This window comes from Lederbergia galactosidilytica (assembly GCF_017873565.1).
GTDB classification, from domain to species: Bacteria; Bacillota; Bacilli; order Bacillales; family Bacillaceae_C; genus Lederbergia; species Lederbergia galactosidilytica.
Window position 1 is genome coordinate 102605 of the sequence record NZ_JAGGKH010000006.1, and the last position, 23391, is coordinate 125995.

Below are 23391 nucleotides of genomic sequence, written 5' to 3' on the forward strand. Positions count from 1 at the left end.
TGCTTTAGTGTTAAGCGCGTGGATGGTATTTTGTATAAACATCTTTCAATCTTGTTTTCGTTACATGTGTATAGATTTGTGTAGTTGAAATATCTGCATGTCCTAACATTTCCTGTACTGCTCTTAGGTCAGCACCATTTTCTAACAAATGGGTAGCAAAGGAATGCCGTAATGTATGGGGGGTCAAATCCTTCTCTATATTTGCCTCAGTTGCTAACTTTTTAATAATTTTCCAAAAACCTTGCCGTGTCAATCGATTACCATGATGATTCAGAAATAAAGCTTCTGTTTTATATTTTGTCTTTCTTAGTTTAGGACGAGATTCTCGTAAATAATGGGCAACAGCATCTGAAGCCATTTGACCAAGGGGAATAATTCGTTCCTTATCGCCTTTTCCAATGCAACGAACAAAACCCATTGTTAAATGAACATTATCCAAATCTAGGTTGATTAGCTCACTTACCCTTATGCCTGTAGCATATAATAATTCCATCATCGCTTTATCTCTTATACCATAGGAAGTCATTGGATCAGGTGTATTGAGCAAATTCTCAACTTCTTGAAAGCTTAATACTTGGGGTAATTTCCTTTCCATTTTTGGTGTTTCCAAATGGACAGATGGATCATGATCTACTACCCTATCTCTTAATAAAAATTGATGAAAAGCTCGAATGGATGCAATATGCCTGGCTAAAGTCTTCGAAGACTTTCCTTCTTTCTTGAGAAAGCCTAAAAATTGAATGATATGTATACGAGTCACATCATTCAATGCCTGTAATTGTTCAACCTGTTGTAAATATTCTAAATAACGTTTTAAATCCCGCTTATACGAAACAATTGTATTTTGGGACAATCCTTTTTCAACTGTCATAAAGTGGATAAAATCTTGCATTTCATCTTGCACAACCATTACTCTCCATTCTGGTAAAAAAGGATTAGGCGCGAAAACCAGGCATCACTTTTTTGATTTTCTGGTTGAAAGGCCTTTACCGCACTTCCCTCCGGCTCATCATAACGCCGATAATTTTCATATTCTTGATTTATCCACATAATACCATAATAGAAGAGAATCGTGCATCCAATAAGCAAAACGAGTAATCGCAATGTTCCGAAAAGTGTTTTTAATATATTTCTCATTTTATTCATCCTTTTATCTTAACTACTATTTTTATACTTGCTTTAACGTCCATTGATGACGCTTGGCAGATACGAGATCATGATGTAAAAGGACCTATTAGTAGAGGCGGCAAAACAAGTAGTTGCACTTTTCCTTGTCCAGCTTCAGTGACTAGCGACTAAATTTACAGCAACAGTCAACTTCGGCTCTTCCTTCGCCGTGTTTCCTATCTTCTCTGAAGCCGCTAAATTTGTACGTCGTAGGACAGGCGTTTCCGCTTTTCCTATTACCATCATATGCCAAGCTTGTTTTCATTTATTCATTAAACCTAGGGATGAGAGAAATTTTTTAACTAAAATTTTACAAAAAAATGAAGTGATCACATTGCACAGCTTTTCCTTTTATATTGTGAATAAAAGTGCTCCTTTCTCAATAAAGAAAGTAAATTGGACTTTTAGCAAAATAAACAATTCAAATGTTTGGAGACAATAAAAAAACCTCTTCCATTCAGGAAAAGGTTTAATCTGTTTTTTCTTGGCACTTCCAGCAAATCCCATGAAAAATGAGGCGATGATCTTTAATTTTAAAACGCCAATCTCTTTCTACAATCCTTTCCACATCTTCCAGTAAATCGTCTTGAATCTCTTCCACGGCTCCACATTCAATACAAATTAGATGGTGATGAAAATGGGCTGCTCCTTCTTTTCTAAGATCGAAGCGCGACACACCATCACCAAAATTAATTTTATCGACGACTTTTAGTTCCGTTAACAATTCTAAAGTCCTATATACTGTTGCAAGCCCGATTTCGGGTGATTTTTCTTTGACTAAAAGATATACATCTTCTGCACTTAAATGATCTTCCTCATGTTCAAGCAATACCCGAACCGTGGCTTCACGCTGGGGAGTGAGCTTGTAGCTTGCGGAATGTAATTGTTTCTTTATCCGTTCTATGCGACTTTCCATACCTCAATATCCTCCCTCGCGATTCTCCACTATAATTATATCAGATTGATGATCATATTCAAACTAAAATAATTATAATGTGCGAAGGTTTAAGTAAATTTCTTTCTTTATTAATTAATAGAGAGAATAATAGACTTCATTAGTGCAGGGGAAATATAAGCCTCAATGCTAGCCGCGACTGTAATAACAGCGATCGCTCCTACATAAGCCATTACATATTTCGCAAAAAGCGGAACAAATTGAAAGTGAAATGTCGGTCTGATGAAGACCTTTTTAATAATTTTCATAGATAACGCAATCGAACTAACCGATAGAAAGATTAGCACCGGAATCATGAACAAATTTTGCGGCAATAGCGAGACAAAGGAAAGTAATAAACCCTGCCATCCCATTTGGCTTACTAAAAAACCGATAGAAAAACCAACGACAATACCTTTTAAAAAAATCAATAAAAAAATTAACGGGAACCCAATTATTGAGATGCCCAGCACCCAGATTAATCCGGCTATTTTCACATTATGGAAAAAACTTAATTTTAATAACTCTTCAGGTGGCACCATTTGCCCTTCTCCTACTTGCCCAAAAAACTGGGTTAAGTAATAAAAAAGGTCTTCCTTCTGATGGGCTGATAAACTATTAACCATCACAGCACCGAATATAACCCCCATTAAAAATAAAACAGTCATAAAGGTATAAAGAGAAGAATGTTCTTGAAAATGACGAGTTATCACGTTTGTTGAAAGTCTATAGCGCATTGAATATTTCCTCCTGTCCCACGATTGTTACATCATATGTGGGACAGGCTGTTAATATGTCAGACAAACATGAGAAATTTCACCGTAACAAGATCTTATGATTTTTTCACCTTACCATATTTTCCGCCTCCCCCGGCGGCAATTTGTAAATGCCCTTCGCGCGCTTGGATAATCATTTCTGCAAGTTGAGCATTAACTACTTCTTTGAGGTCCTCCCCCTTCACCCGATGCAAAATATCCATCTCTGTTCCAAAATGATCTAGTAAGTTCTGCATCGTTTTTGGCCCTAAACCCGGAATGAAATCTAATGGCACTTGATGAATATAGGGAGGTCTCTTAGGCTTATTAGCATTTGCATTTGCATTAGCCAACTCAGAAATACGTTCGGATACGCCCTTGGTATACTTTTCAGAACCACAACTGGAACAAATGAAACCTTCCATAGGTTCGGAACAAACAGCACATGTTGTCCGATAATATTTACCTAAGCGGGGATTCAAACCATAGTTGGCAATTATTTTATTCTTGCCTTGATTCTTCAAGGCAAGAGAAAAAGCTGCAAATGTAGGCGTTTCTAAATCCATTTTTTGATATTCTCGGGCTATTTTTTGAGTTGAGTGTGCATCCGAATTTGTTAAAAATGTATAGTCATGCAATTCAGTTATCTGGTCTGCCATTTTAGTATCTGAACTTAATCCAAGCTCTACAGCATCAATAAGACTAGGTTCTAATATCTCAGTTAATGTGCGAGCAACTCCTTTGCCATATAAACTTTTAAAAGGAGTAAAAATATGCGCTGGAATGAATAATCCACCTAGACTTTTTACCTTTTCTTGTAATGGCTTAGCGTTTTCATATATTCTCTGCGTACTTAACTGGATATTCGTCACTCGAGCTGAAAGCCAAACAGAAAAGTCCTTTAAAGTTGAGAGTGTGGGAAAATATGCTAAGACATGAATCGGTCCATGACAATTTTCATCATATACTTCTATCTCGGTACCAGGTATAAGGGTTACTTCATCTTCATAGCGGAATCCTCCATCTTCCATTTCCACTAATTTTTCTTCATGAATCAACCGTTCTATTTCCATGATCACTTCGGGAGAATGACAATCGATAACTCCGACTATGTCTAGACCCTTAGGATATTTGGCTGCACGCAATATATTAGTTAATGTCAGATTCCTACTACCCGTTATTTTAACTGCTTTTCCTGTATATGTTCTTCCAATGTGAATATGTAAATCAGCAAAGACTTCACTCATATTAGCCTAACACCTTTTTCATTTGGAGATAAAGTACAGCATACGCCGTTTTCGCATCATAAATACGTTTCTCGTCAACAAAAGTAGCCGCAGATTCTAAATCTACTTCTAACAAATCAACAAATTCATCCTCATCGCCTGGCAGTGGATTTTCTACTTTTTCCAAATCTGTAGCGATATAAAGATGAATCACTTCATCTGAAAAACCAGGTGCTGTATAAAAAGAGGTCAAATAGTCCAGTTGATTTGCCCGAAATCCTGTCTCCTCTTCAAGCTCCCTTGCCGCTGTTATGTCTGGTTCTTCCCCCTGTTCAAGTTTCCCAGCAGGAATCTCTAGCAAAGATCGTTCCAATGGCTTACGGAATTGCTCCACCATTAAAATTTTCCCATCACTTGTTATCGGAATTATTCCAACAGCGCCCGGGTGTTTAACAATTTCACGTTTCGCCATTTTTCCATTCGGAAGCTTAACCTCATCAACCTGCAATTTAATAATCTTACCATTAAAAATTTCTTGACTGTGAATTGTTTTTTCTTCAAATTTATTCAATGTAAATCGCCCCTTACTTCTAACTACTATTATCATACCACAGCATTTATAGAACATTAATTTTGTTTTCTTTACCAACTTTTAGGTAAAATGAAGTTAAGGGAAACTCCAGAAAGTAGGGAGACTGACTCTTCAGGGGGATCTTACTGCTACTGATATGGGGAAAGACTGAAAGGACGAGATAAGATGAAAAAGAGACAATTGGGAAATTCAGATCTTTGGGTTTCTGAAATGGGGCTTGGCTGCATGTCTTTAAGCTCAAACAGGGATCATGCTAAAAAGATTATCCAAACTGCTTTTGAAGAAGGAATTAATTATTTTGATACCGCAGATTTATATGATTATGGAGTTAATGAGGAAATCGTCGGAAAAGCATTAGCTCCTATACGTGATCAGGTTATCATTGCAACCAAAGTGGGGAACCGCTGGAATAAGCAAAAAAATGGTTGGCATTGGGATCCTTCGAAAGCTTATATTAAGGAAGCTGTTAAAAATAGTTTGAAACGCCTGCAAACTGACTATATTGATTTATATCAATTACATGGCGGCACAATCGATGATCCGTCTGAGGAAACGATTGAAGCTTTTGAAGAATTACGGCGGGAAGGACTAATTCGCTACTATGGCATTTCTTCTATTCGACCAAATGTCATTAAATCATTTGCTGAGAAATCTGCTATTATAAGCAATATGATGCAATATAGCATTTTAGATCGACGTCCCGAGGAATTATTCGCTTTTTTGCAAGACAAAAATATTAGTGTTGTAACTAGAGGCTCGGTAGCAAAGGGATTACTTAGTGATAAAGTACTAGAAAAACTAAATTCAGAGGAATTAGAAGGCTATTTAAATTATACTTCTGTAGAAGTAAAGGAATTAATCAAAAGTATTCAAGCTAAATTATTAACAACAGGCAGAACGCTGAATGAAATTGCCCTTCAATATAATCTTGCTCACAAAGCGGTAGCTGCTGTGGTAACAGGGGCAAGTTCAGTAGAGCAAGTGAAAGATAATGCCCGTGCCGTTAATACAGAACCTCTACATCAAGAGGAAATTGAATATTTAAAATGGATTACAAAAGAAACTCGGTATGAAAATCACCGCTAATTTCTAAAAATGCAAATTTCCTTTGTAATAGAGTCAATTTCATAATTGCTTATTAATGATCATACACGAACGTTTTTGTTAAAGGAGATTGAATTGTTATCCAATGTATTTCCTTAACTTAGTTGATTGGAGCGGAAGGTGCCACTCCTGGGGGATTAGCGTGACAGGTGAGAAGCTCACCGCACGCCCCCCCGGAAAACGTCCACCTGAAGCGTAAATCAACGTCGTTCGGATTTGTAGGCTAAAATCTCTATTATGAAATTGATTCAATAGCTTATGCAATATTTTATTGGCAGAACGAAAAGTATTTGTTCCTCCATTCAGCAAAATCCTGCAAAACATAACCTGGACCAACCTATTATCTATTTGCTTGGTTCAGGTTATGACCACTCAGGGATCTATTTAAAAAAATCCATCAATTTCCTACAAAATTTCAAGTTATTTTTTAATATTACCCCGATAAAACAAGATTGCTTTGCTTTTATTTACAAACTTCCCTACTAAATGTCATAAAAATAATCTCTAAGCTAATTTCGGATAATTTATCGACATCGACATTTTTTTCAGGTTTGTGACTTTTGTAGCGTTTATACTTATTCTAGAATATAATTCTATAATAGACAGAAAAGAGCAAACCTGACGAAAGTCAGAGACGCAAAACCTCAGACCTAAGGTTATTAGAAATGCGCAAGCGCCTAGAGCTAGACAACAACCGCGACATTAAGCAACTTATCTATCTACGTGCTAGGATTTTAAAATTTCCTATGCATGAACAAATAACTATGGTAGCTGGGGTACCTAATCATTGTTGGGTAATTAGGGGGTATAAAGATGGATAAATTAACGAATAAAGCATTGGATCATGAATGGAGAGATTTAATTTTGAAAGCATTAGAAGCAGGGATGTCCACAGATACAATCCGGGATTTTTTTCGCGATTATATAAGTCCAGAAACAAAAGAATCCGTTGAGCAAAAGACAAATTCTCAAGATCCAAACAAGATATCGTGAAATATTAGTTCTTAGTATTAACCAACTACTAAAAAGTGAAGAGTTACTAGAACATTTTATCTAGATGTTACACTCGATCATTTAACCCAGTACAATTACCATTTAAATTCCTGTCATATATTAAGTTTGTCAAAATAGTTTGTTCGAAATACGAAACACACCTTCGTTATATGATATAATATTGGGTGTAAGGAAGGTGAAGACATCCGTGATTGGCGAACGAATACGTAAATATCGAAAACAAAACAATATGTCTTTATCAGAGCTGGCTGAAAAAGCTGGGATTGCAAAATCATATTTAAGCTCTATTGAGCGAAACATTCAATCAAATCCTTCCATTCAATTCTTGGAAAAGGTATCTTCTGTCTTGAATGTTTCTGTTCAATCATTATTGCATGGAGATTCTGAAAAAATATCGGATGGTCATTTGGATGAAGATTGGGAAGCGCTTGTTCGAGAAGCGATGGCTTCTGGTGTTTCCAAACAAGAGTTCCGTGAATTCCTTGAGTTTAATAAGTGGAAAATGAAGCATAAGTAAAGACGTACAGAGACATATTGTCTCTGTGCGTTTTGCATTTAGTCACCAAGATAATTCTTTTTTTATTCTAGATTTAGGTAATTTTTCTATTTTAGAATGGAGTGCTTTTAAAAGTTCGGCTTTTTCCTTATAATAGTATGAAATAGCTGAAACTTTTTAGTATAAAAAACGTATTTACAAATAGGGAAAAGAATGAGACAGGAGTCGATGTAGCCTTGAAACCTATTCTTTTATTTTTATTAGGGATGTTCTCCGCTGCCGAAACATTCATGTTATGGATCATATTGTTTTTAGGTTTTGACTTACCCTATTGGAGTGCGTCTCTAAGCTCTATCCTCATTGGTGGTCTCACCTTTTTCGGTGTGAAATTCTTTTTCGATCATAAATTTTTGAAAAAAAATAAATTGACAAGAAAAGAATATGCCTACATTCAAAAAAACATGCAAGATGCAAAATCAAAAATGGCTAGGCTCCAAAAAGCTTTTTTATCCGTACGTTCGATGGGTGCTTTTAAACAATTATACGAACTCACTAAATTAACAAAACGAATGTACCAAATTGTTCATAAAGATCCACGACGATTTTATCAATCTGAACGTTTCTTTTTCTATCATTTAGATTCAATTGTCGAGCTTTCCGAGCGTTACGCGATGTTAGCCTCACAGCCAGTGAAAAACGAACAAATGTATATCTCACTTAAGGAAACACAAAGTACACTCGAAGATTTGAGTGATTCTGTAAAAAAAGATATTTATCATGTATTATCCCGAGATGTGGAAGATCTAAATTTTGAACTAGATGTCGCTAAGCATTCCTTAAAAAAACTTGAATACAATCCAATCGACACCGATGAAAGGAGTACCAAACAATGAGTGAACAAAATAAAGATACTGAATTAAAATTTGATAGTTTAGATGACCTATTAGCAAACCCCTTTGGAGAAGAAGAATTAATCAAACCTGAACAGAGTCCTCAACTCCAGGAAGCTAAGCCTGTTAGACTTGTAGATAGTCTCCCGGAGGAAAATAAAAAACGCGCTCTAGAGCTCGCTAATCAAATTGATCCAACAAATCATCAAGCGGTTATTGCCTATGGCACCAATGCTCAATCTCAATTATTAAATTTCTCTAGTTCGATGCTTGATCACGTGCAAAACAAGGACATTGGTCCCATTGGGGATATTTTGAATGAATTAATGGGAAAGCTAAAGGATGTCAACCCTGATGAGCTTACCCCGGAAAAGAAAAATTTCTTCTCGAAAATGTTTGGTAAAATGTCAAACTCTATTCAAGAAGTAATGTCTAAATATCAGAAAACAGGTGCACAGATTGATCGGATAACGGTAAAGCTTAATCAATCAAAGGAAACATTAATTACAGATGTTAAAACGCTAGAACAATTATACGAAAAAAACAAAGATTATTTCCGGGCTTTAAATATTTATATTGCAGCAGGAGAACTGAAAATTGAGGAATTACGAACTAAAACAATTCCCGAACTAAAGAAAAAAGCAGAAGCAACCGATGATCAAATGATGTATCAAGAAGTGAATGATATGGTGCAATTCACTGATCGACTTGAAAAACGATTATATGATCTTAAACTAAGCCGGCAAATCACGATCCAAAGTGCCCCTCAAATTCGAATGATACAAAATACGAATCAAGCTTTGGCCGAAAAAATTCAGACATCTATTATGACTGCAATTCCGCTTTGGAAAAACCAAATCGCAATCGCACTAACCTTGATTCGCCAGCGTCAGGCCGTCGAAGCTCAAAAACAAGTCTCTCAGACAACCAATGACTTGCTTTTAAAAAATGCGGAAATGTTAAAATCCAATACAATTGAAACCGCACGTGAGAATGAACGTGGCCTTGTTGATATCGAGACACTGAAAAAGACTCAAGCTAATTTAATTTCCACTCTAGAAGAAACCATTAAAATTCAGCAAGAAGGCCGAACAAAACGTGCTCAAGCCGAACAAGAGCTTGTTTCTATGGAAAATGATTTAAAAGAAAAACTTTTGAAATTAACATAAGCTCAGGCCAAGATATTACTCCTTGAGTGAATTACTGTGGCCCACCTTTATACAAACCCGGACATCATCCATGATGTCCGGGTTCTAATTTTTACGCCTATTTTAATTGACAACTCATTCGCCCATTTAATATTTCGCTAGGACTGCTAAGTTGGAAAGTTTGTTTCTCTGGTAAAAAGTTAATTTTCATTTCATCATCGAAAAAAACTAATTTTGTCTTTTCTATATATACATCCATTGTATTAGTTGGGATTTTTGAATAATCCTCTTCAATAAAATTTTCTTTGTTAGTTAATTCTAGGGTAGGTATACCACTAACTGCACAACCACAGCCCTCTGTTTCATATTTTAAGGTTACAATAGAATAATCTGTGTTCATTTTTTTCTTTATTTGTTTCTCCGCTTCTGCTGTAATAAATAACTTCATAACTCTCCTCACCTTTCGTTCACTTTCCTTTATCTTAACATGAACTTTATATTCTCACAGGAATGCAGATTATGACTCAACAAAAATACCCTTTTTCAATCATCTTTCTCGCTCCTCCAAAGATTTTCCAATTGGCCATTCACAATTACTTGCGCCTTCTCATATTTTTAATTTGGATAAAAACAAACCTTGAAAGCAGAATAATATAAGATTCCTTTAATACTGGACCAATTGTGATCTCCTTAAAATTTCTCTATAATAAATACAAGCATATAATCAATTCATTAATATTGAACTGATAATGAAGTAGATATTTATGGAGCCAAAACGTTGATTAGATGTCACCCGGAAATTTGGGGCAGAGACGTTCAATCGTTTAGATAAGGAGATACAACATTGCTTACATTAAATATACTTGATTATTCCCCAATAGATGAGGGGACTAACGCACGCCAGGCATTGCTGCAGACGACGGAATTAGCGCGGTACGCTGATAAACTTGGTTATCATCGATTCTGGGTAGCTGAACATCACAATGTGTTATCTGTTGCCGGCAGTAGTCCAGAGATGCTGATGATGCATCTCGCCACAGCAACTAAGTCTATACGAATTGGTTCAGGCGGTGTCATGCTGCCTCATTACAGCCCATATAAGGTGGCAGAAAATTTTCGCATGCTTGAGGCATTGCACCCCAACCGAATTGACCTCGGCATTGGAAGATCACCTAGCTATCAAATTGTTAATCTTGCCTTGAACGAAACAAAAGGTAAACGAGTATCCTATGAACAACAAATACAGGATCTAGCTAAATTTTTATCGAATCATACTTTCGAAAATCATCGATTCAACAGCCTGGTCGCCACCCCAGTTATAGAGACCACTCCAGAAATGTGGATGTTAGGCACTGGCAAAGATAGTGCTAAAATGGCTGCTGAAAATGGAACAGCTTATGCTTTTGCCCATTTCGCAAAACCATCTAAAGCTGGACTGGATGCCATAGCTCATTACCGCAAAGATTTTAGGCCCTCGCTATTACTCAAGAGGCCAAAAGTTATGATAGCTGTATTTGCTATTATTGCAGAGACAACAGAAAAAGCGATGGAACTGGCACAAGCTTTTGATTTATGGTTGCTATTTGTTGAGTCTGCCACCCCTCCGCCTTATTATCCATCTATTCAAACTGCAAAAAACCGGGGATTTAGCTTTGTTGAAAAGGAAAAGGTCCTGCAAAATCGAAAGCGCATGATCATTGGAAATGCCGAACAAGTTAAAGAGGAAATCAAACAGATAGCTGAACTATATCAGACAAATGAAATCACCATTATCCCTAATTTTTATGGTGCCGATAACCGCATAGAAGGAATAAGTTTATTGGCACAAGCTTTTGGGTTACACCAATAATACTATTAGCCTAAATTCAGGATCCATCCCTGGATCTAGGCTATAACTTATTAATGCATTAGCTGAGACATTTTCCAGGAACTTTGAAAAGCTTGTTTCACTTCACATTGAACCTACATTTCTTCTTGCTTTAAATATTGCTAATAGTACACGCTAGGATTCGTCTATTATACTTGAAATTTTGTTATGTCCTCCCTTCTATCTTTCGCATATTCCGTAACAAATACAAATTATTGACCAAAAGTGATATTAAGGTTCTGCTCCTTTTCTGCTTACGCGTATGGATGACACTCACTGCCGACATCCGTATATTCCGAAAATGGGCAAATTTGGAGGTTATCTTATTGTTTTATCTTGCTTCCATTAAACCGCTTTTTCCTTCTTCTTTACACCAACTTCCTTTTTTTTACAGTATTAAAGGAACATACTTTCGTATATAATAAATACGAAAGTATGTTCCTTGTTTTGTTGGGACACATATTATTTTTCAAAACTAAAAACTGTAAAGATTATTTTATACAGTTTCATCCTACTTTACAAGAGTCTTAAAACTGTTTTCTGGAAGGAGAAGGAACATGAAGAAAAAAGTGATTTTTCTAGTAGACATGCAATCCTTTTATGCATCAATAGAAAAAGCGGCTCATCCTGAACTTGCTCAGCAGCCAGTTATAATTTCTGGAGATCCAGAAAGACGCAGTGGCGTAGTTCTAGCTGCATGCCCACTCGCAAAGAAACATGGTGTACAAAATGCTTCCCGCTTATGGGAAGCACAGAAGCAATGCCCACAGGCAATCATTCTCCGACCACGGATGCAACTCTATGTTGATATCTCCATCAAGATTACGAATATTTTAAATCAATTTACCGACCTGGTAGAAGTATACTCGATTGATGAACAATTTCTAGATGTCACAGCGAGCCAGCATTTATTTGGAGAACCATTGGCAATCGCCAAAAATATTCAAGCCACTATTTTGAATAAAGTTGGCATAAAAGCGCGAGTTGGAATTGGTCCTAATAAAATATTAGCTAAAATGGCTTGTGATCAATTTGCTAAGAAAAATAAGGACGGCATATTTCAACTAGATTTTGACAATATAGAGGAATATATGTGGAAACTTCCCATTGAGAAAATGTTCGGGATCGGTAGAAGGATGGAACAACATTTAAAACGTATGGGTATCCGAACGATTGGCCATTTAGCCAACTTCCCTTTACATATTTTAAAGAAAAGATGGGGAATTAATGGAGAGGTACTTTGGCAGACAGCAAATGGCATCAATCACTCCCCTGTAACTGTCAAGACCCATGATCAGCAAAAGGCTATTGGCCATCATATGACATTACCAAGAGATTATAATCGCCTAGAGGATATCAAGGTAGTCCTACTTGAATTAAGTGAGGAAGTTGCCCGGCGCGCCCGTTTTAAAGACTATATGGGAGGCACTGTATCATTGAGTGTTCGGGGCACTAGCTTCAAAACCCCTACAGGGTTCCAGCGGCAGCTGAAATTAACCACTCCTACCCATTTTGACCTAGATATCTTTCATGCAGTTTGTCTACTTTTTCAAAAATATTGGGATGGCTTACCAGTGCGTAGTATCGGAGTAACGCTTTCCCAATTACAAATCGCCCAGCAATATCAATTAAATTTATTTAATTCTGAACTAAAAAAGGAAAAAATCAATCAGGCTTTAGATTTTGTTTATCTGAAATATGGACCGACCGCTTTAATTCGCGCTTCCTCTTTAAATGAAGCTGGGCAGGCTTTTCATAGAGCTGAAAAAATAGGTGGCCATTATAAGTAAATTGTCATGATGGATCTTTAACATTAGAAGGGAGAATGTCAATGAAAGCAAATAAATTAACAGCTGGACACAATTTAATGTGGGAATCAAGCCGAATGATTTTACCAGAACATAAGGAGCAGTTATTGAAAGAACGACGAAACCAAGAGCTCTTTCACATGCCGCAACTCACCGAAGAACAACTTCAAGAAATGGACCTTATCATTCAAGCCGCTATCAAACAAAATTGTTCTATTACTATAACCTATGCGGAAAAATATGGACCTGCGCAGTTTTCTGGTAAAATCAAAAAGATCAATAGCCAAGAGGCATCCCTGAAAGTAAGCAATCGACATATGGTGCTAACCCTACCTTTTCACAAAATCCTCCAAATTGAAAAAATGGAAGGAGCCCTTTAAGTGAGCTCCTTCTCTTTAATGATCATTTTGCAAGCACCAATTTTTACCTATTATTAATGATTGCCTTAGCCATCGCTGCTATTTCAGTGAAAAGGGGGCCAGCAATGCAGGCTAATTTTTATTCATAATATATTGAGCCAAAATGATGGGTAGTTCGCCACAGTCGTGAAACGAACTGACTTCGCACCCATCGCCTTATATACAAGAGACATTGCTCCATACTTTTTCCTCGCTTTATTGTGAGCTTTCTCTCCATGTTTATTTTTTATAAAAAGCCTTTTTCCCTACTTTTTCAACTACTCTCGGCATAAGGGTATGAAGAATGGCGGCGAAGTTCATCCACCATGGTAAATTAATTTCTCTTTTTGATGTAAGCATTGCTTTCACTATTTGCTCCGCCACATAATGAGGCTCCAAGACGACCTTTCCTAATTGCTCCAAATAATTCCCCTCTGGATCTGTATGTTCAAAAAAATTTGTTCGAATGGGACCCGGATTCACCGCAGTCACCAAAATACTAGCTGGTGCTAATTCCATCCGCAAACTATCCGTATAGCCAAGAACCGCATGTTTAGTAGCTGCATAAGCGCTTGATTTAGGTGTAGCTAATTTTCCTGCCTGTGAAGCAATATTGATAATATGGGCATGTTTACTGGAACGTAGCAAAGGAATTGCTTCTTTTGTGCAAGTGATCAATCCCAAAACATTCACAGCAAACATTTTTTCGACTTCTTCTAAGTCTAGCGATTCAGCCTCAGCAAAAATTCCATAACCAGCATTATTAACGAGTACATCAATCTTCCCTATTTGTTCGCGAATATATTGGAACACATTCTGTATTTCATTCGTAGCTGTTACATCAACTTTTATTGCTGTACAATCCACTTTATATGTTTCTTGGAGCTCATAGGCCAGTTTGATTAACTCTCCTTCTCGACGAGCGAGCAAAAAAAGGTTAGCTCCATTTTGAGCACATTGCTTTGCAAGTTCTCTACCTAGCCCTCCTGAGGCCCCTGTGATCACAATTGTTTTTCCTTGTATTCGATTATTTTTCCTCGTTAAACTTTTCTCCATTGCCAATCCCTCATTACGTTTATTATCTATTCAACAGTATAAATGAAATCTCACTAATCGAATAGGCTTATAAGTTTTTCACTACTTCCTCTTGACAAGCGCGAGGATGATTTGCATAATCAAAGATAACTTCAAGTCAAAAAACAAGTCAAAAAAGCTCTTTCATCCTAACTTGGATGGAAGTTTTTTATTTTGGGTATTCGGAGTATTGTGTGGAATTCCAGAATTGAAGGATAAATGAGCGAATAGGATATGTCACTCTTGCGGAAGGATAGAGTTATTTAAAAATCCAGTGGCTTTGCCATAAGGAAACTCCCCACGCACCCGTAGAAACAGGCATATTTCATAAGCGGTTTTTCCTATTGAATTCCTCCTTTTATCCGATTACCTTTTATTTTCAAAAGAAGAGAGTGAATAAAATGAAAATAGCCTTTATAGGGGCAGGCTCTATGGCTGAAGCTATTTTAAAAGGCATACTAAACAAGGAAGCCTGTTCACCTCAAAATCTGTGGGTGACAAATCGGCAGGCACAAGCAAGATTAGAAAGTTTGCGGGAGCAATATGCAGTGCAAATAACTTATGATTTGCAAGCACTGCTCCATAACGCAGATATGGTGATCTTAGCTGTAAAACCAAAGAACGCTGAAGAGATTTTACAACAACTGTCCCCCTATCTCACAAAGCAAATGTTTATCGTTTCAGTGATGGCAGGAATATCGATTGAATCTATCTCTACTAATCTAAAAAACGATTATGCAGTCGCACGCGTCATGCCCAATACTTCAGCAAGTGTTGGAAAATCCGCGACAGCCATTACTTTTAATGAATTTGTTTCCCAAGAACAACAGCAATTAGCCCAAACGATTTTCAAAGCAATTGGCAGTACTGTTATTGTGGAGGAAAATAAGCTTGATGCCATTACAGCCCTTTCCGGAAGCGGTCCCGCCTACTTTTATTATATCGTCGAGGCGATGGAAAAAGCAGCCGAGCAATTAGGGATTGAAAAAGATATGGCTCGACAACTCATTATTCAAACGATGAATGGGGCAATTCATATGTTACAGGAGACAGGCAAAGAGGCGGCCGAATTACGAGATAATGTCACTAGCCCTGGGGGAACAACAGAAGCAGGTCTTAAAGTTCTTCAGGAACAGGAAGTGGCAAAAACTTTTGCCAATTGTATTTTAGCAGCTGAAAAGCAATCTAAAAAATTAGCTGCTCTATTTCACGAACAAATTAAGTAATTTTCTGATTGTTCGTGAGCTTCCTACTACCCCTTCTTTTCAACCATTGCTATAATGGTACACAGTCATATTTTAAAGGAGTAAAGGAAGTGGTCGATAATGTCAATAAAATTATTTGAATCCTATCAGATAAAAAATAAGACATTTAAAAATAGAATTGTGATGTCCCCGATGTGCATGTATTCCTGTGAACAGGAAGATGGGATGGTTAATGATTGGCATTACACGCATTATACAAGCCGAGCCGTTGGGCAAGTAGGCCTAATCATGGTAGAAGCTACAGCTGTTGTTCCTGAGGGGAGAATTAGTCCTCAGGATTTAGGAATCTGGAGCGATGAGCATATTACAGGTTTAAAAAAATTAACATCGCGAGTGAAACGACACGGAACGGCAGCTGGCATTCAACTTGCGCATGCCGGAAGAAAAGCCGTCTTGGAAGGAGATATTCTAGCTCCAAGTGCACTTCCGTTCGATGACAAGATGAAAACGCCAAAAGAAATGACGATAGAAGAAATAAGGAAAACCGTTGAGGCTTTCGCCATTGCAGCGGAGCGGGCAAAAAAAGCTGATTTTGATGTGATCGAACTTCATGCTGCCCATGGATATTTAATCAATGAATTCCTCTCGCCGCTCACGAATCATCGTACAGATGATTATGGCGGAACACAAGAAAAGCGTTATCGGCTTTTACGTGAAACCATTGATGCCGTTCGCCAAGTTTGGGATGGACCATTGTTTGTCCGGATATCTGCAAATGAATATCACAATGAAGGGCTACATACAAAGGATTTTATCCAAATCGGGCAGTGGCTGAAAGAGCAAGGTGTAGATTTGATTGATGTAAGTTCAGGTGGGGTTGTCCCTGCTTCAATCCATGTCTATCCTGGTTACCAAGTGCCATTTGCCGAACAAATCCGTCATGCTGTTAAGATCCCAACTGGAACTGTTGGATTAATTACAAATGGCATCCAAGCTGAAGAAATTCTACAAAATCAACGAGCAGATCTTATTTTTGTAGGGCGGGCTTTGCTCCAAAACCCTTATTGGGCAAAAGAAGCTGCAAAAGAATTAAATTATGCCATTAAAGCTCCGGAGCAATATCGGAGAGGCTGGGACTAAAACAATCATGCACATGTTTTGATTAATGCAGATTAGTAAATGTTCTGGATAAAAATCTTAGCTGGACCAAAAAACGATTGCCCTATTATGATTTATGTGGGGCAATCGTCATTTGCGAAAAGTCGTTGGATAATTGTGTGTTTGGGAAAATGTTTCTCGCTTCATGCACAAGTTGATCCCAATCTGCTTTTAAATACCGGGAGCTAATATGATTTAAGATTAATTCTTGAACCCCAGCTTCTTTAGCTATATTGGCTGCTTGCGTAGTAGTAGAATGAAAATACTCCACAGCCATTTCTTCATTACCGGCAGCAAAAGTGGCTTCGTGGACAAGTACATCTGCTTTTTCTGCCAATTGTAAAGCATTAGCGCATGGACGGGTATCACCAAGAATCGTAATAATTCGTCCTTTTATATCAGGGCCTAAAAAATCTAATCCTGACACAGTTTCACCATGATCTAATTGGACGGATTCTCCCATTTTTAATTTTTTATAGATGGGACCTGGGGGAATACCTTTTGCCTTAAGACGTCCAGAATCAAGAGTTCCAGGCCGATCTCGTTCGGTAATTCTAAAACCGAAACTCGGAATACCATGATCTAAGAGAGCTGTTTCAACAAGAAATTGGTCATCTTCGAAAATGCATCCTTCTTCTATTTCAATAATGGTTAAGGGATAGCGTAATCGAGTTTGACTGACACTAAGGGAGACCTCGATAAAGTCACGAATTCCTTTTGGCCCATAGATGGTCAATTCTGTCGTTCCCCCTTGGAAGGATCGGCTCCCGATTAAACCAGGCAATCCATATATATGATCTCCATGCAAATGGGAGATAAAAATCTTTTCAATTTTCCCTGGTTTTAATGAGGTATGTAAAATTTGATGTTGGGTTGCTTCCCCACAATCGAAAAGCCATACAGCATTTCGCTCCTGAAGCAACATCAACGCAAGTGATGAGACATTACGTTGTTTGGCAGGCATCCCAGCTCCAGTACCTAAAAATAAAAGTTCCATTCTGCACCCCCAAATGATCGTTTTCATATATTTTACCATTATGAGCTGGTTAAGGGGAAATTTGCAAATTTTTGATCCAATAGTCGAGTTTTTTCAACAAAGTTGATAAAATAAATATATAGGTATTACTTATAAAAAAGTGAGGTTGACGAAATGATTCAATCAGAAACACCTGCATCTTTGATTACAATATTTGGAGCAACAGGCGATTTAGCGAAGAGAAAACTTTATCCTTCCCTTTATCACCTTTTTACAAAAGGGCAACTAGCCGAACATTTTGCTGTAATTGGTGTTGGGCGAAGACCATGGAGCAATGATGTATTACGAGCTCATGTGAAAGATTCTGTGCTATCTTCTATTCCCGAAGCCGAAAACGTCGAGACATTTATTTCTCGTTTTTATTATCAAGCTCATGATGTATCCGATTCTGCATCTTACATACAATTGAAAGAGTTAGCGAACGATTTGGACGAAAAATATTCCTTACAAGGGAATCGAATTTTCTATCTAGCTATGGCACCTGAATTTTTCGGAACGATTGCTGAACATCTAAAACAAGATGGATTAACAGATACTCCTGGTTTCCATAGACTTGTCATTGAAAAGCCTTTTGGACATGATTTGGAATCAGCTAAAGAGTTAAATAAACGAATTCGTAATGTGTTTGATGAAAATGATATTTATCGTATCGATCATTACCTTGGAAAAGAAATGGTGCAAAATATCGAAGTGATTCGCTTTGCCAATGCCATTTTCGAACCGCTTTGGAATAATCGCTTTATTTCTAATATCCAGGTGACTTCAAGCGAGGTCTTAGGTGTCGAGGAACGTGGAGGGTATTATGAAAATAGTGGTGCTCTACGTGATATGGTACAAAATCATATGCTACAAATGGTTGCCTTATTAGCTATGGAGCCTCCAATTCGCTTAACACCTCAAGAAATTCGCAGTGAAAAGGTAAAAGTTTTAAGAGCTTTAAAACCAATGAAGGATGAAGAAGTTGAAAGCTATTTTGTTCGCGGACAATATGGACCAAGTACCAATTCAGAGCAGCCTGCGCTTGGTTACCGTGAAGAAACAAATGTACAGCCTGACTCTAACACAGCTACTTTTGTAGCAGGAAAATTAATGATTGATAATTTCCGTTGGGCAGGTGTTCCTTTTTATATCCGAACAGGCAAGCGGATGTCAACAAAATCAACAAAAATCATTATCCAATTTAAAGATGTGCCAATGAATTTATATTATAATTCTGATGAGAAGTTGGCTCCTAATTTACTTGTCATTCATATTCAACCTGAAGAAGGAATCACTCTCCACTTAAATGCAAAGAATACTGGACATTCTATGGAGACGAAACCAGTAAAACTGGACTTTTCAACGAATGATATTGCCGGGTATAATACACCTGAAGCATATGAAAAACTTCTTCATGATTGCCTACGCGGTGATGCAACTAACTTTACACACTGGGATGAAGTTGCGCTTTCTTGGAATTTCGTTGATAAAATTAGCCGGGTATGGGAAGAAAACAAGGCAGCATTTCCTAATTATCCTGCCGGTACAATGGGTCCAGTGGAAGCTGACCAATTATTAGAAAAAGACGGATTCCAGTGGTGGTCTGTCACAAATGATGAAAACTGATTATTGATTGTCGGAGGGGCTGCAAATCCATGCCCCTCCTATTCTCATTAACAGTTAAACATTTTTTTGAATATAGTATCGCGGAGGTGTTTACCGTGGATCGAACAAATATAGACGATTATCTTGAAAAGGGTATGTATGGGGAAAAGCAAATAAAACCTGCAGAACGCAAAAAATACCTTGGAACCTTAAGAGAAAGAATTGTCGTTGCCTTAACTAAAGGGCAAGTTATGGAACAAGGTACCTACCCAGAAGTAGTACAATTGATGAAAGAAAATCCTAAAGCAACATTATTACTTAATGGGGATCTAGATTATAGTTATATATCCGACTATATCGCCATAGCAAGAAACAACCAAATAGCCTTTTCTATTATTAACAATCATACGGCTGATACCAATATTGGATTAGTGCTCACATATAACCATGCCATAGAAAAAGATGAGATCTTTATTTCTAAAAAAAAGGAGCAGCAACAGCCGCCCACAAAGAAAAAAAAGGGAATTTTTTCTGGATTAAAAAGCTTTTTAAGGAAATGACATAATATATATTTAATCAAAGTCCTTCCCTTTCTTGAAGATCGCATGACCATATTTATCGCGAAGTTGATCAACCACTTGATGAAGCGGCTCAAGTTTTGCCGCTTTTTCAAATGTAAAAAGATTAAGCTGTTCATTGGCTTGATCTTCATCGACAAGATCCAACCCCGTAATACCTAGAAGACGAACCGGGTGTCCATTCCAATTTTCAATAAATAAACTTTTAGCTTCCAAAAAGATCTCATCAGATCGAATCAAAGGGTTGCGTAATTTCCTTCCCCGTGTGATGGTTTTACGATCTTTATAACGAATGGTAATCGCCACATTCATGGTTAGGTATCCTTTTTTCTTCATTCTATCTGAAACACTCTTAGCTAATTTCTCAAGAACAGCAAGCAACTCGGCCTGAATAGCTAAATCTTGCGGCAAAGTTACAGAATTACCGACACTTTTATTTTCAGCTGCTGCGTCGGGATCAACAGCACGAATGTCTTCACCATTAGCCCGTTCTTTCAATTTTAGTCCTCGAATCCCTAATGTAGCGCGAAGCTGCATATCATTTGCTTTTGCCAAGTCACCAATTGTTTTAATCTGTAAATCAGCCATTTTTATCGCCGTTTTTTCGCCGACTCCATGCATTTCTACTACAGGCAAGGGCCACAAAATATGAGGGACATCTCTTTTACGTAACACTGTGATTCCAAGTGGTTTTTTCATATCAGAAGCCATTTTCGCCAAAAACTTATTCGGTGCAATGCCAATACTACAAGGCAAATCTAATTGGTTTAGCAGCAGTTGTTGAATTCGATTGGCAATTTCTAAAGGGCTTCCCAGTTCTTGACATGCTGAAATGTCTATGTATCCTTCATCGATCGAAACAGGTTCCACTAAATCAGAAAACGTTCGTAACAGCTCAAACATTGCTTGTGAAGCTTGACGATAGCGCTCAAAATTCGGTCTCTTTACAAGTAAATTTGGACAGAGTTTCTTCGCTTCCCAAAGGGGCATCGGCGTCTTGACTCCAAACTTCCGTGCCTCATAACTGCATGTCACAACAATTCCTTTTCTTTGCCTCTCATCCCCTGCAATGGCCAAAGGTTTCCCCTTCAATGTTGGATCATAAGCCATTTCTACAGAAGCAAAGAAGCTGTTCATATCCACATGTAAAATAACACGGCCTTTTTTTGGATAGAATTGCTGCACATTAAATCATCCTCTGAAAAAAATAAAACTAGTGATTAAGCTTCTTGCTGTAACTCAATCATATAATTTCTAATTTCTTTTACACCATCTAAAACATTTAGTAATTCGTCAGGATCAATCATTGTGATCAATCGATCTTGTAAATTAGCGATAGAAGAAAAATACTTGGTTTTATGATAAGCGACAAGTCCAACTTGTTGCAATGCCTCAGAAGGAATTTCGAGGATCTCTTTAGCGTCATGAACAGCTAAACCATACGAAAATTCTTTCGTTTGAATAACAAGTAGACGCGCTTCCATATTCATCGGGGTTGCGCTTTCATATAAAATCGTTGCTAAATCTAAAACGGGAATTAATTCATCTCTAGATCTTACGACTCCCCTTACATAAGAAGGTAGATGAGGTATGGGATTAATTTCTTCCATTTTTTCAATTGAAATGATGTACTGTACAGGGATAGCATATTCTTCATTCCCGGCACTAAAAACAACACTCGTCATAGACAATTTTTTACACAATCCTTTCTAAAAAGGGTTAGAAAAACAGGCATGACCGTTTCCCTACCGAGATTTTACATGATAAGAGAGAAAAATTGATTAATACTGGATTCGTTCCAGTGCCAAATTTTCGGTTCTTTCCTATGAGGAGCAACATCAGTTCGTCCTTTATATCTAAATATAGGTAGTAAGACGAGTGGCTCGAAGGATACGAGTCCATTGACGTTACGAAATACAGGTTGGTACTATAGTGCAGGCTTAACCCGCGACAGAATGTCACTGATTAAGCCTGCTGCTAGAAAGGCATGTCTTTGTCTTTAGACTACATCCTTTGCCAAAAAGTTTGTACACGCTAAACAGACATTTCGCCTTACTTATTGATTGGAAACTTCCTCGATGATAGCAACAGTCATCTCCGCTAATTTACTTAGTTCTTCAACTGGCATTTTTTCATTTGTTGTATGAATTTCTTCATATCCAACCGCTAAATTCACTGTCGGTATATTAAAGCCTGCGAAAACATTGGCATCACTGCCTCCACCACTTTTTAATAATTTTGGTTCACGTCCAATTTTTTTGGCTGCTTTTTTCGCTATTTCCACAACAAGATCACCATCAGAGTATTTAAAGCCTGGATACATAATGTCAATAACAGTATCGGCAGATCCACCCATTTCTTTAGCTGTTTCTTCAAAAGCTTTCTTCATTGCTTCTACTTGTGCTTCCATTTTTTCGGCGACAAGAGAGCGTGCTTCCGCTAATACAAATACCTCATCCGCCACAATATTTGTCGCTTTACCACCTTCAAAACGACCAATATTTGCTGTCGTTTCTTCATCGATACGACCAAGTGGCATCTTAGAAACTGCTTTAGCAGCAATGGTAATCGCTGAAACACCTTTTTCCGGCGCAACACCAGCATGAGCCGTTTTACCATATATATGAGTAGTAATTTTGGCTTGAGTTGGGGCTGCGACAATAATATTTCCTACCTTTTCATCACTGTCAAGAGCAAATCCGTATTTTGCTTGCAGCAAATTAGGATCTAATGCTTTTGCTCCAACTAATCCGGATTCTTCTCCTACTGTAATAACAAACTGAATATCTCCGTGCTCGATATTGTCTTCTTGAATGACTCGAATCGCCTCTAATAAGGCGGAAATACCAGCTTTATCATCTGCTCCTAAAATGGTTGTTCCATCCGTAACAATATAACCATCCTTGATTGTTGGTTTAATTCCATTTCCCGGGACTACAGTGTCCATATGACAGGTGAAATAAATTGGGTCTATCCCTTGTTTATTAGCCTTTAACGTACAAAATAAATTACCAGCACCATGACCCGTCTTTTCCTTCGTATCATCCTCATAAACTTCAAGACCTAGAGAGGAGAATTTTTCCTTTAGTGCTTTTGCAATATTGGTTTCTTGAGTCGTTTCAGAATCAATCTGTACTAACTCTAAAAATTCATTTACGATTCGTTCTTGATTAACCATATACGTCAAACCTCCAAATTGTCATTCAGTAAATACTATTTATCTTACAATTTTATCACGATTTAAGGAGAAAACAACGATTTGAAAACTTAGCCAGATATAGAATTGCAAAAAAACAATTCAATTTATCGGTATAAACGGTTTATTTTTGTATGATTGATAAGGGAAAATTAAAGAAT

The 23391-nt window shown here is 37.5% G+C and carries 25 protein-coding genes and 1 riboswitch; of the genes, 12 read left to right on the plus strand and 13 right to left on the minus strand.

Annotated features, from left to right (window positions below):
* Positions 1-10: 10 nt before the first annotated feature.
* The 7 genes from xerD to J2Z23_RS08000 form a co-directional block, all read right to left on the minus strand.
* On the minus strand, positions 11-910 hold the full coding sequence (gene xerD, locus J2Z23_RS07975) for a site-specific tyrosine recombinase XerD (protein ID WP_238482664.1): 900 nt from the start codon (positions 908-910) through the stop codon (positions 11-13).
* Positions 910-1137, minus strand: a complete 228-nt coding sequence (locus tag J2Z23_RS07980; RefSeq protein WP_057989531.1) for a YqzK family protein — start codon at positions 1135-1137, stop codon at positions 910-912. The genes xerD and J2Z23_RS07980 overlap by 1 nt, the downstream gene beginning before the upstream one ends.
* 144 nt (positions 1138-1281) lie before the next feature.
* On the minus strand, positions 1282-1413 hold the full coding sequence (locus tag J2Z23_RS22565) for a hypothetical protein (RefSeq protein WP_274387260.1): 132 nt from the start codon (positions 1411-1413) through the stop codon (positions 1282-1284).
* Positions 1414-1636: 223 nt separating this feature from the next.
* Positions 1637-2083: a ferric iron uptake transcriptional regulator gene (gene fur / locus J2Z23_RS07985; RefSeq protein ID WP_057989532.1), complete on the minus strand. Its 447-nt coding sequence runs from the start codon at positions 2081-2083 to the stop codon at positions 1637-1639.
* A 110-nt stretch (positions 2084-2193) separates the two neighbouring features.
* Entirely contained in the window at positions 2194-2838 is a 645-nt protein-coding gene (gene spoIIM, locus J2Z23_RS07990; RefSeq protein WP_057989534.1) for a stage II sporulation protein M, read from the minus strand.
* Positions 2839-2933: 95 nt separating this feature from the next.
* Positions 2934-4103, minus strand: a complete 1170-nt coding sequence (locus J2Z23_RS07995) for an endonuclease Q family protein (protein ID WP_209973621.1) — start codon at positions 4101-4103, stop codon at positions 2934-2936.
* A 1-nt stretch (position 4104) separates the two neighbouring features.
* Entirely contained in the window at positions 4105-4653 is a 549-nt protein-coding gene (locus J2Z23_RS08000; protein WP_057989538.1) for an NUDIX domain-containing protein, read from the minus strand.
* A 186-nt stretch (positions 4654-4839) separates the two neighbouring features.
* Here J2Z23_RS08000 and J2Z23_RS08005 point away from each other — a divergent pair, with 186 nt between their 5' ends.
* The 5 genes from J2Z23_RS08005 to J2Z23_RS08025 all read left to right on the plus strand — a co-directional run bounded on the left by J2Z23_RS08005 (position 4840) and on the right by J2Z23_RS08025 (position 9347).
* Positions 4840-5760 carry an aldo/keto reductase gene (locus tag J2Z23_RS08005; protein WP_057989540.1) on the plus strand — a complete coding sequence of 307 codons (921 nt, stop codon included), beginning with the start codon at positions 4840-4842 and terminating at the stop codon, positions 5758-5760.
* Positions 5761-6379: 619 nt separating this feature from the next.
* A riboswitch (cyclic di-GMP riboswitch) is annotated at positions 6380-6562 on the plus strand.
* A 29-nt stretch (positions 6563-6591) separates the two neighbouring features.
* Positions 6592-6771, plus strand: coding sequence for a DNA-binding anti-repressor SinI (gene sinI, locus J2Z23_RS08010; protein WP_209973624.1), 180 nt, complete (start codon positions 6592-6594; stop codon positions 6769-6771).
* 208 nt (positions 6772-6979) lie between these two features.
* Positions 6980-7309 carry a helix-turn-helix domain-containing protein gene (locus tag J2Z23_RS08015; RefSeq protein WP_057989544.1) on the plus strand — a complete coding sequence of 110 codons (330 nt, stop codon included), beginning with the start codon at positions 6980-6982 and terminating at the stop codon, positions 7307-7309.
* Between the two features lie 215 nt (positions 7310-7524).
* The gene (locus J2Z23_RS08020; protein ID WP_064467628.1) at positions 7525-8181 is read left to right on the plus strand and encodes a 5-bromo-4-chloroindolyl phosphate hydrolysis family protein; all 657 of its coding nucleotides are present in this window, start codon (positions 7525-7527) and stop codon (positions 8179-8181) included.
* A complete protein-coding gene (locus J2Z23_RS08025; protein WP_057989547.1) occupies positions 8178-9347 on the plus strand; it encodes a toxic anion resistance protein in 1170 nt (389 codons plus the stop codon). The genes J2Z23_RS08020 and J2Z23_RS08025 overlap by 4 nt, the downstream gene beginning before the upstream one ends.
* 97 nt (positions 9348-9444) lie before the next feature.
* Here the strand turns inward: J2Z23_RS08025 and J2Z23_RS08030 are convergent, their stop codons facing one another.
* Positions 9445-9774 (minus strand): iron-sulfur cluster biosynthesis family protein, encoded by a 330-nt coding sequence (locus J2Z23_RS08030; protein ID WP_057989548.1) that lies wholly within the window; start codon positions 9772-9774, stop codon positions 9445-9447.
* Between the two features lie 396 nt (positions 9775-10170).
* Between J2Z23_RS08030 and J2Z23_RS08035 the strand changes: the two genes are divergently transcribed.
* The 3 genes from J2Z23_RS08035 (at position 10171) to J2Z23_RS08045 (ending at position 13381) form a co-directional block, all read left to right on the plus strand.
* A complete protein-coding gene (locus J2Z23_RS08035; protein ID WP_209973626.1) occupies positions 10171-11175 on the plus strand; it encodes an LLM class flavin-dependent oxidoreductase in 1005 nt (334 codons plus the stop codon).
* Positions 11176-11750: 575 nt separating this feature from the next.
* Positions 11751-12983, plus strand: a complete 1233-nt coding sequence (locus J2Z23_RS08040) for a DNA polymerase IV (protein WP_209973628.1) — start codon at positions 11751-11753, stop codon at positions 12981-12983.
* Between the two features lie 41 nt (positions 12984-13024).
* Positions 13025-13381: a YolD-like family protein gene (locus J2Z23_RS08045; protein ID WP_057989557.1), complete on the plus strand. Its 357-nt coding sequence runs from the start codon at positions 13025-13027 to the stop codon at positions 13379-13381.
* Between the two features lie 258 nt (positions 13382-13639).
* Here J2Z23_RS08045 and J2Z23_RS08050 read toward each other — a convergent pair whose 3' ends face one another.
* Positions 13640-14455 carry an SDR family NAD(P)-dependent oxidoreductase gene (locus J2Z23_RS08050; RefSeq protein ID WP_057989559.1) on the minus strand — a complete coding sequence of 272 codons (816 nt, stop codon included), beginning with the start codon at positions 14453-14455 and terminating at the stop codon, positions 13640-13642.
* A 419-nt stretch (positions 14456-14874) separates the two neighbouring features.
* Between J2Z23_RS08050 and proC the strand changes: the two genes are divergently transcribed.
* Positions 14875-15699 carry a pyrroline-5-carboxylate reductase gene (gene proC / locus J2Z23_RS08055; protein ID WP_209973630.1) on the plus strand — a complete coding sequence of 275 codons (825 nt, stop codon included), beginning with the start codon at positions 14875-14877 and terminating at the stop codon, positions 15697-15699.
* Between the two features lie 99 nt (positions 15700-15798).
* On the plus strand, positions 15799-16818 hold the full coding sequence (gene namA / locus J2Z23_RS08060; RefSeq protein ID WP_209973632.1) for an NADPH dehydrogenase NamA: 1020 nt from the start codon (positions 15799-15801) through the stop codon (positions 16816-16818).
* A gap of 85 nt (positions 16819-16903) precedes the next feature.
* Here namA and rnz read toward each other — a convergent pair whose 3' ends face one another.
* A complete protein-coding gene (gene rnz / locus J2Z23_RS08065; RefSeq protein WP_057989564.1) occupies positions 16904-17833 on the minus strand; it encodes a ribonuclease Z in 930 nt (309 codons plus the stop codon).
* A gap of 153 nt (positions 17834-17986) precedes the next feature.
* On the opposite strand from rnz, the gene zwf reads away from it, so the two are divergent.
* Both zwf and J2Z23_RS08075 read left to right on the plus strand, forming a co-directional pair.
* On the plus strand, positions 17987-19477 hold the full coding sequence (gene zwf / locus J2Z23_RS08070) for a glucose-6-phosphate dehydrogenase (protein WP_057989566.1): 1491 nt from the start codon (positions 17987-17989) through the stop codon (positions 19475-19477).
* Between the two features lie 95 nt (positions 19478-19572).
* Entirely contained in the window at positions 19573-20016 is a 444-nt protein-coding gene (locus tag J2Z23_RS08075) for a YueI family protein (protein WP_057989608.1), read from the plus strand.
* Between the two features lie 12 nt (positions 20017-20028).
* Here J2Z23_RS08075 and J2Z23_RS08080 read toward each other — a convergent pair whose 3' ends face one another.
* The 3 genes from J2Z23_RS08080 to J2Z23_RS08090 form a co-directional block, all read right to left on the minus strand.
* The gene (locus tag J2Z23_RS08080) at positions 20029-21219 is read right to left on the minus strand and encodes a DNA polymerase IV (protein WP_209973634.1); all 1191 of its coding nucleotides are present in this window, start codon (positions 21217-21219) and stop codon (positions 20029-20031) included.
* Between the two features lie 35 nt (positions 21220-21254).
* A complete protein-coding gene (locus tag J2Z23_RS08085; RefSeq protein ID WP_057989610.1) occupies positions 21255-21719 on the minus strand; it encodes a chemotaxis protein CheW in 465 nt (154 codons plus the stop codon).
* Between the two features lie 371 nt (positions 21720-22090).
* Positions 22091-23212, minus strand: coding sequence for a M20/M25/M40 family metallo-hydrolase (locus tag J2Z23_RS08090; protein ID WP_209973636.1), 1122 nt, complete (start codon positions 23210-23212; stop codon positions 22091-22093).
* Positions 23213-23391: the final 179 nt, after the last annotated feature.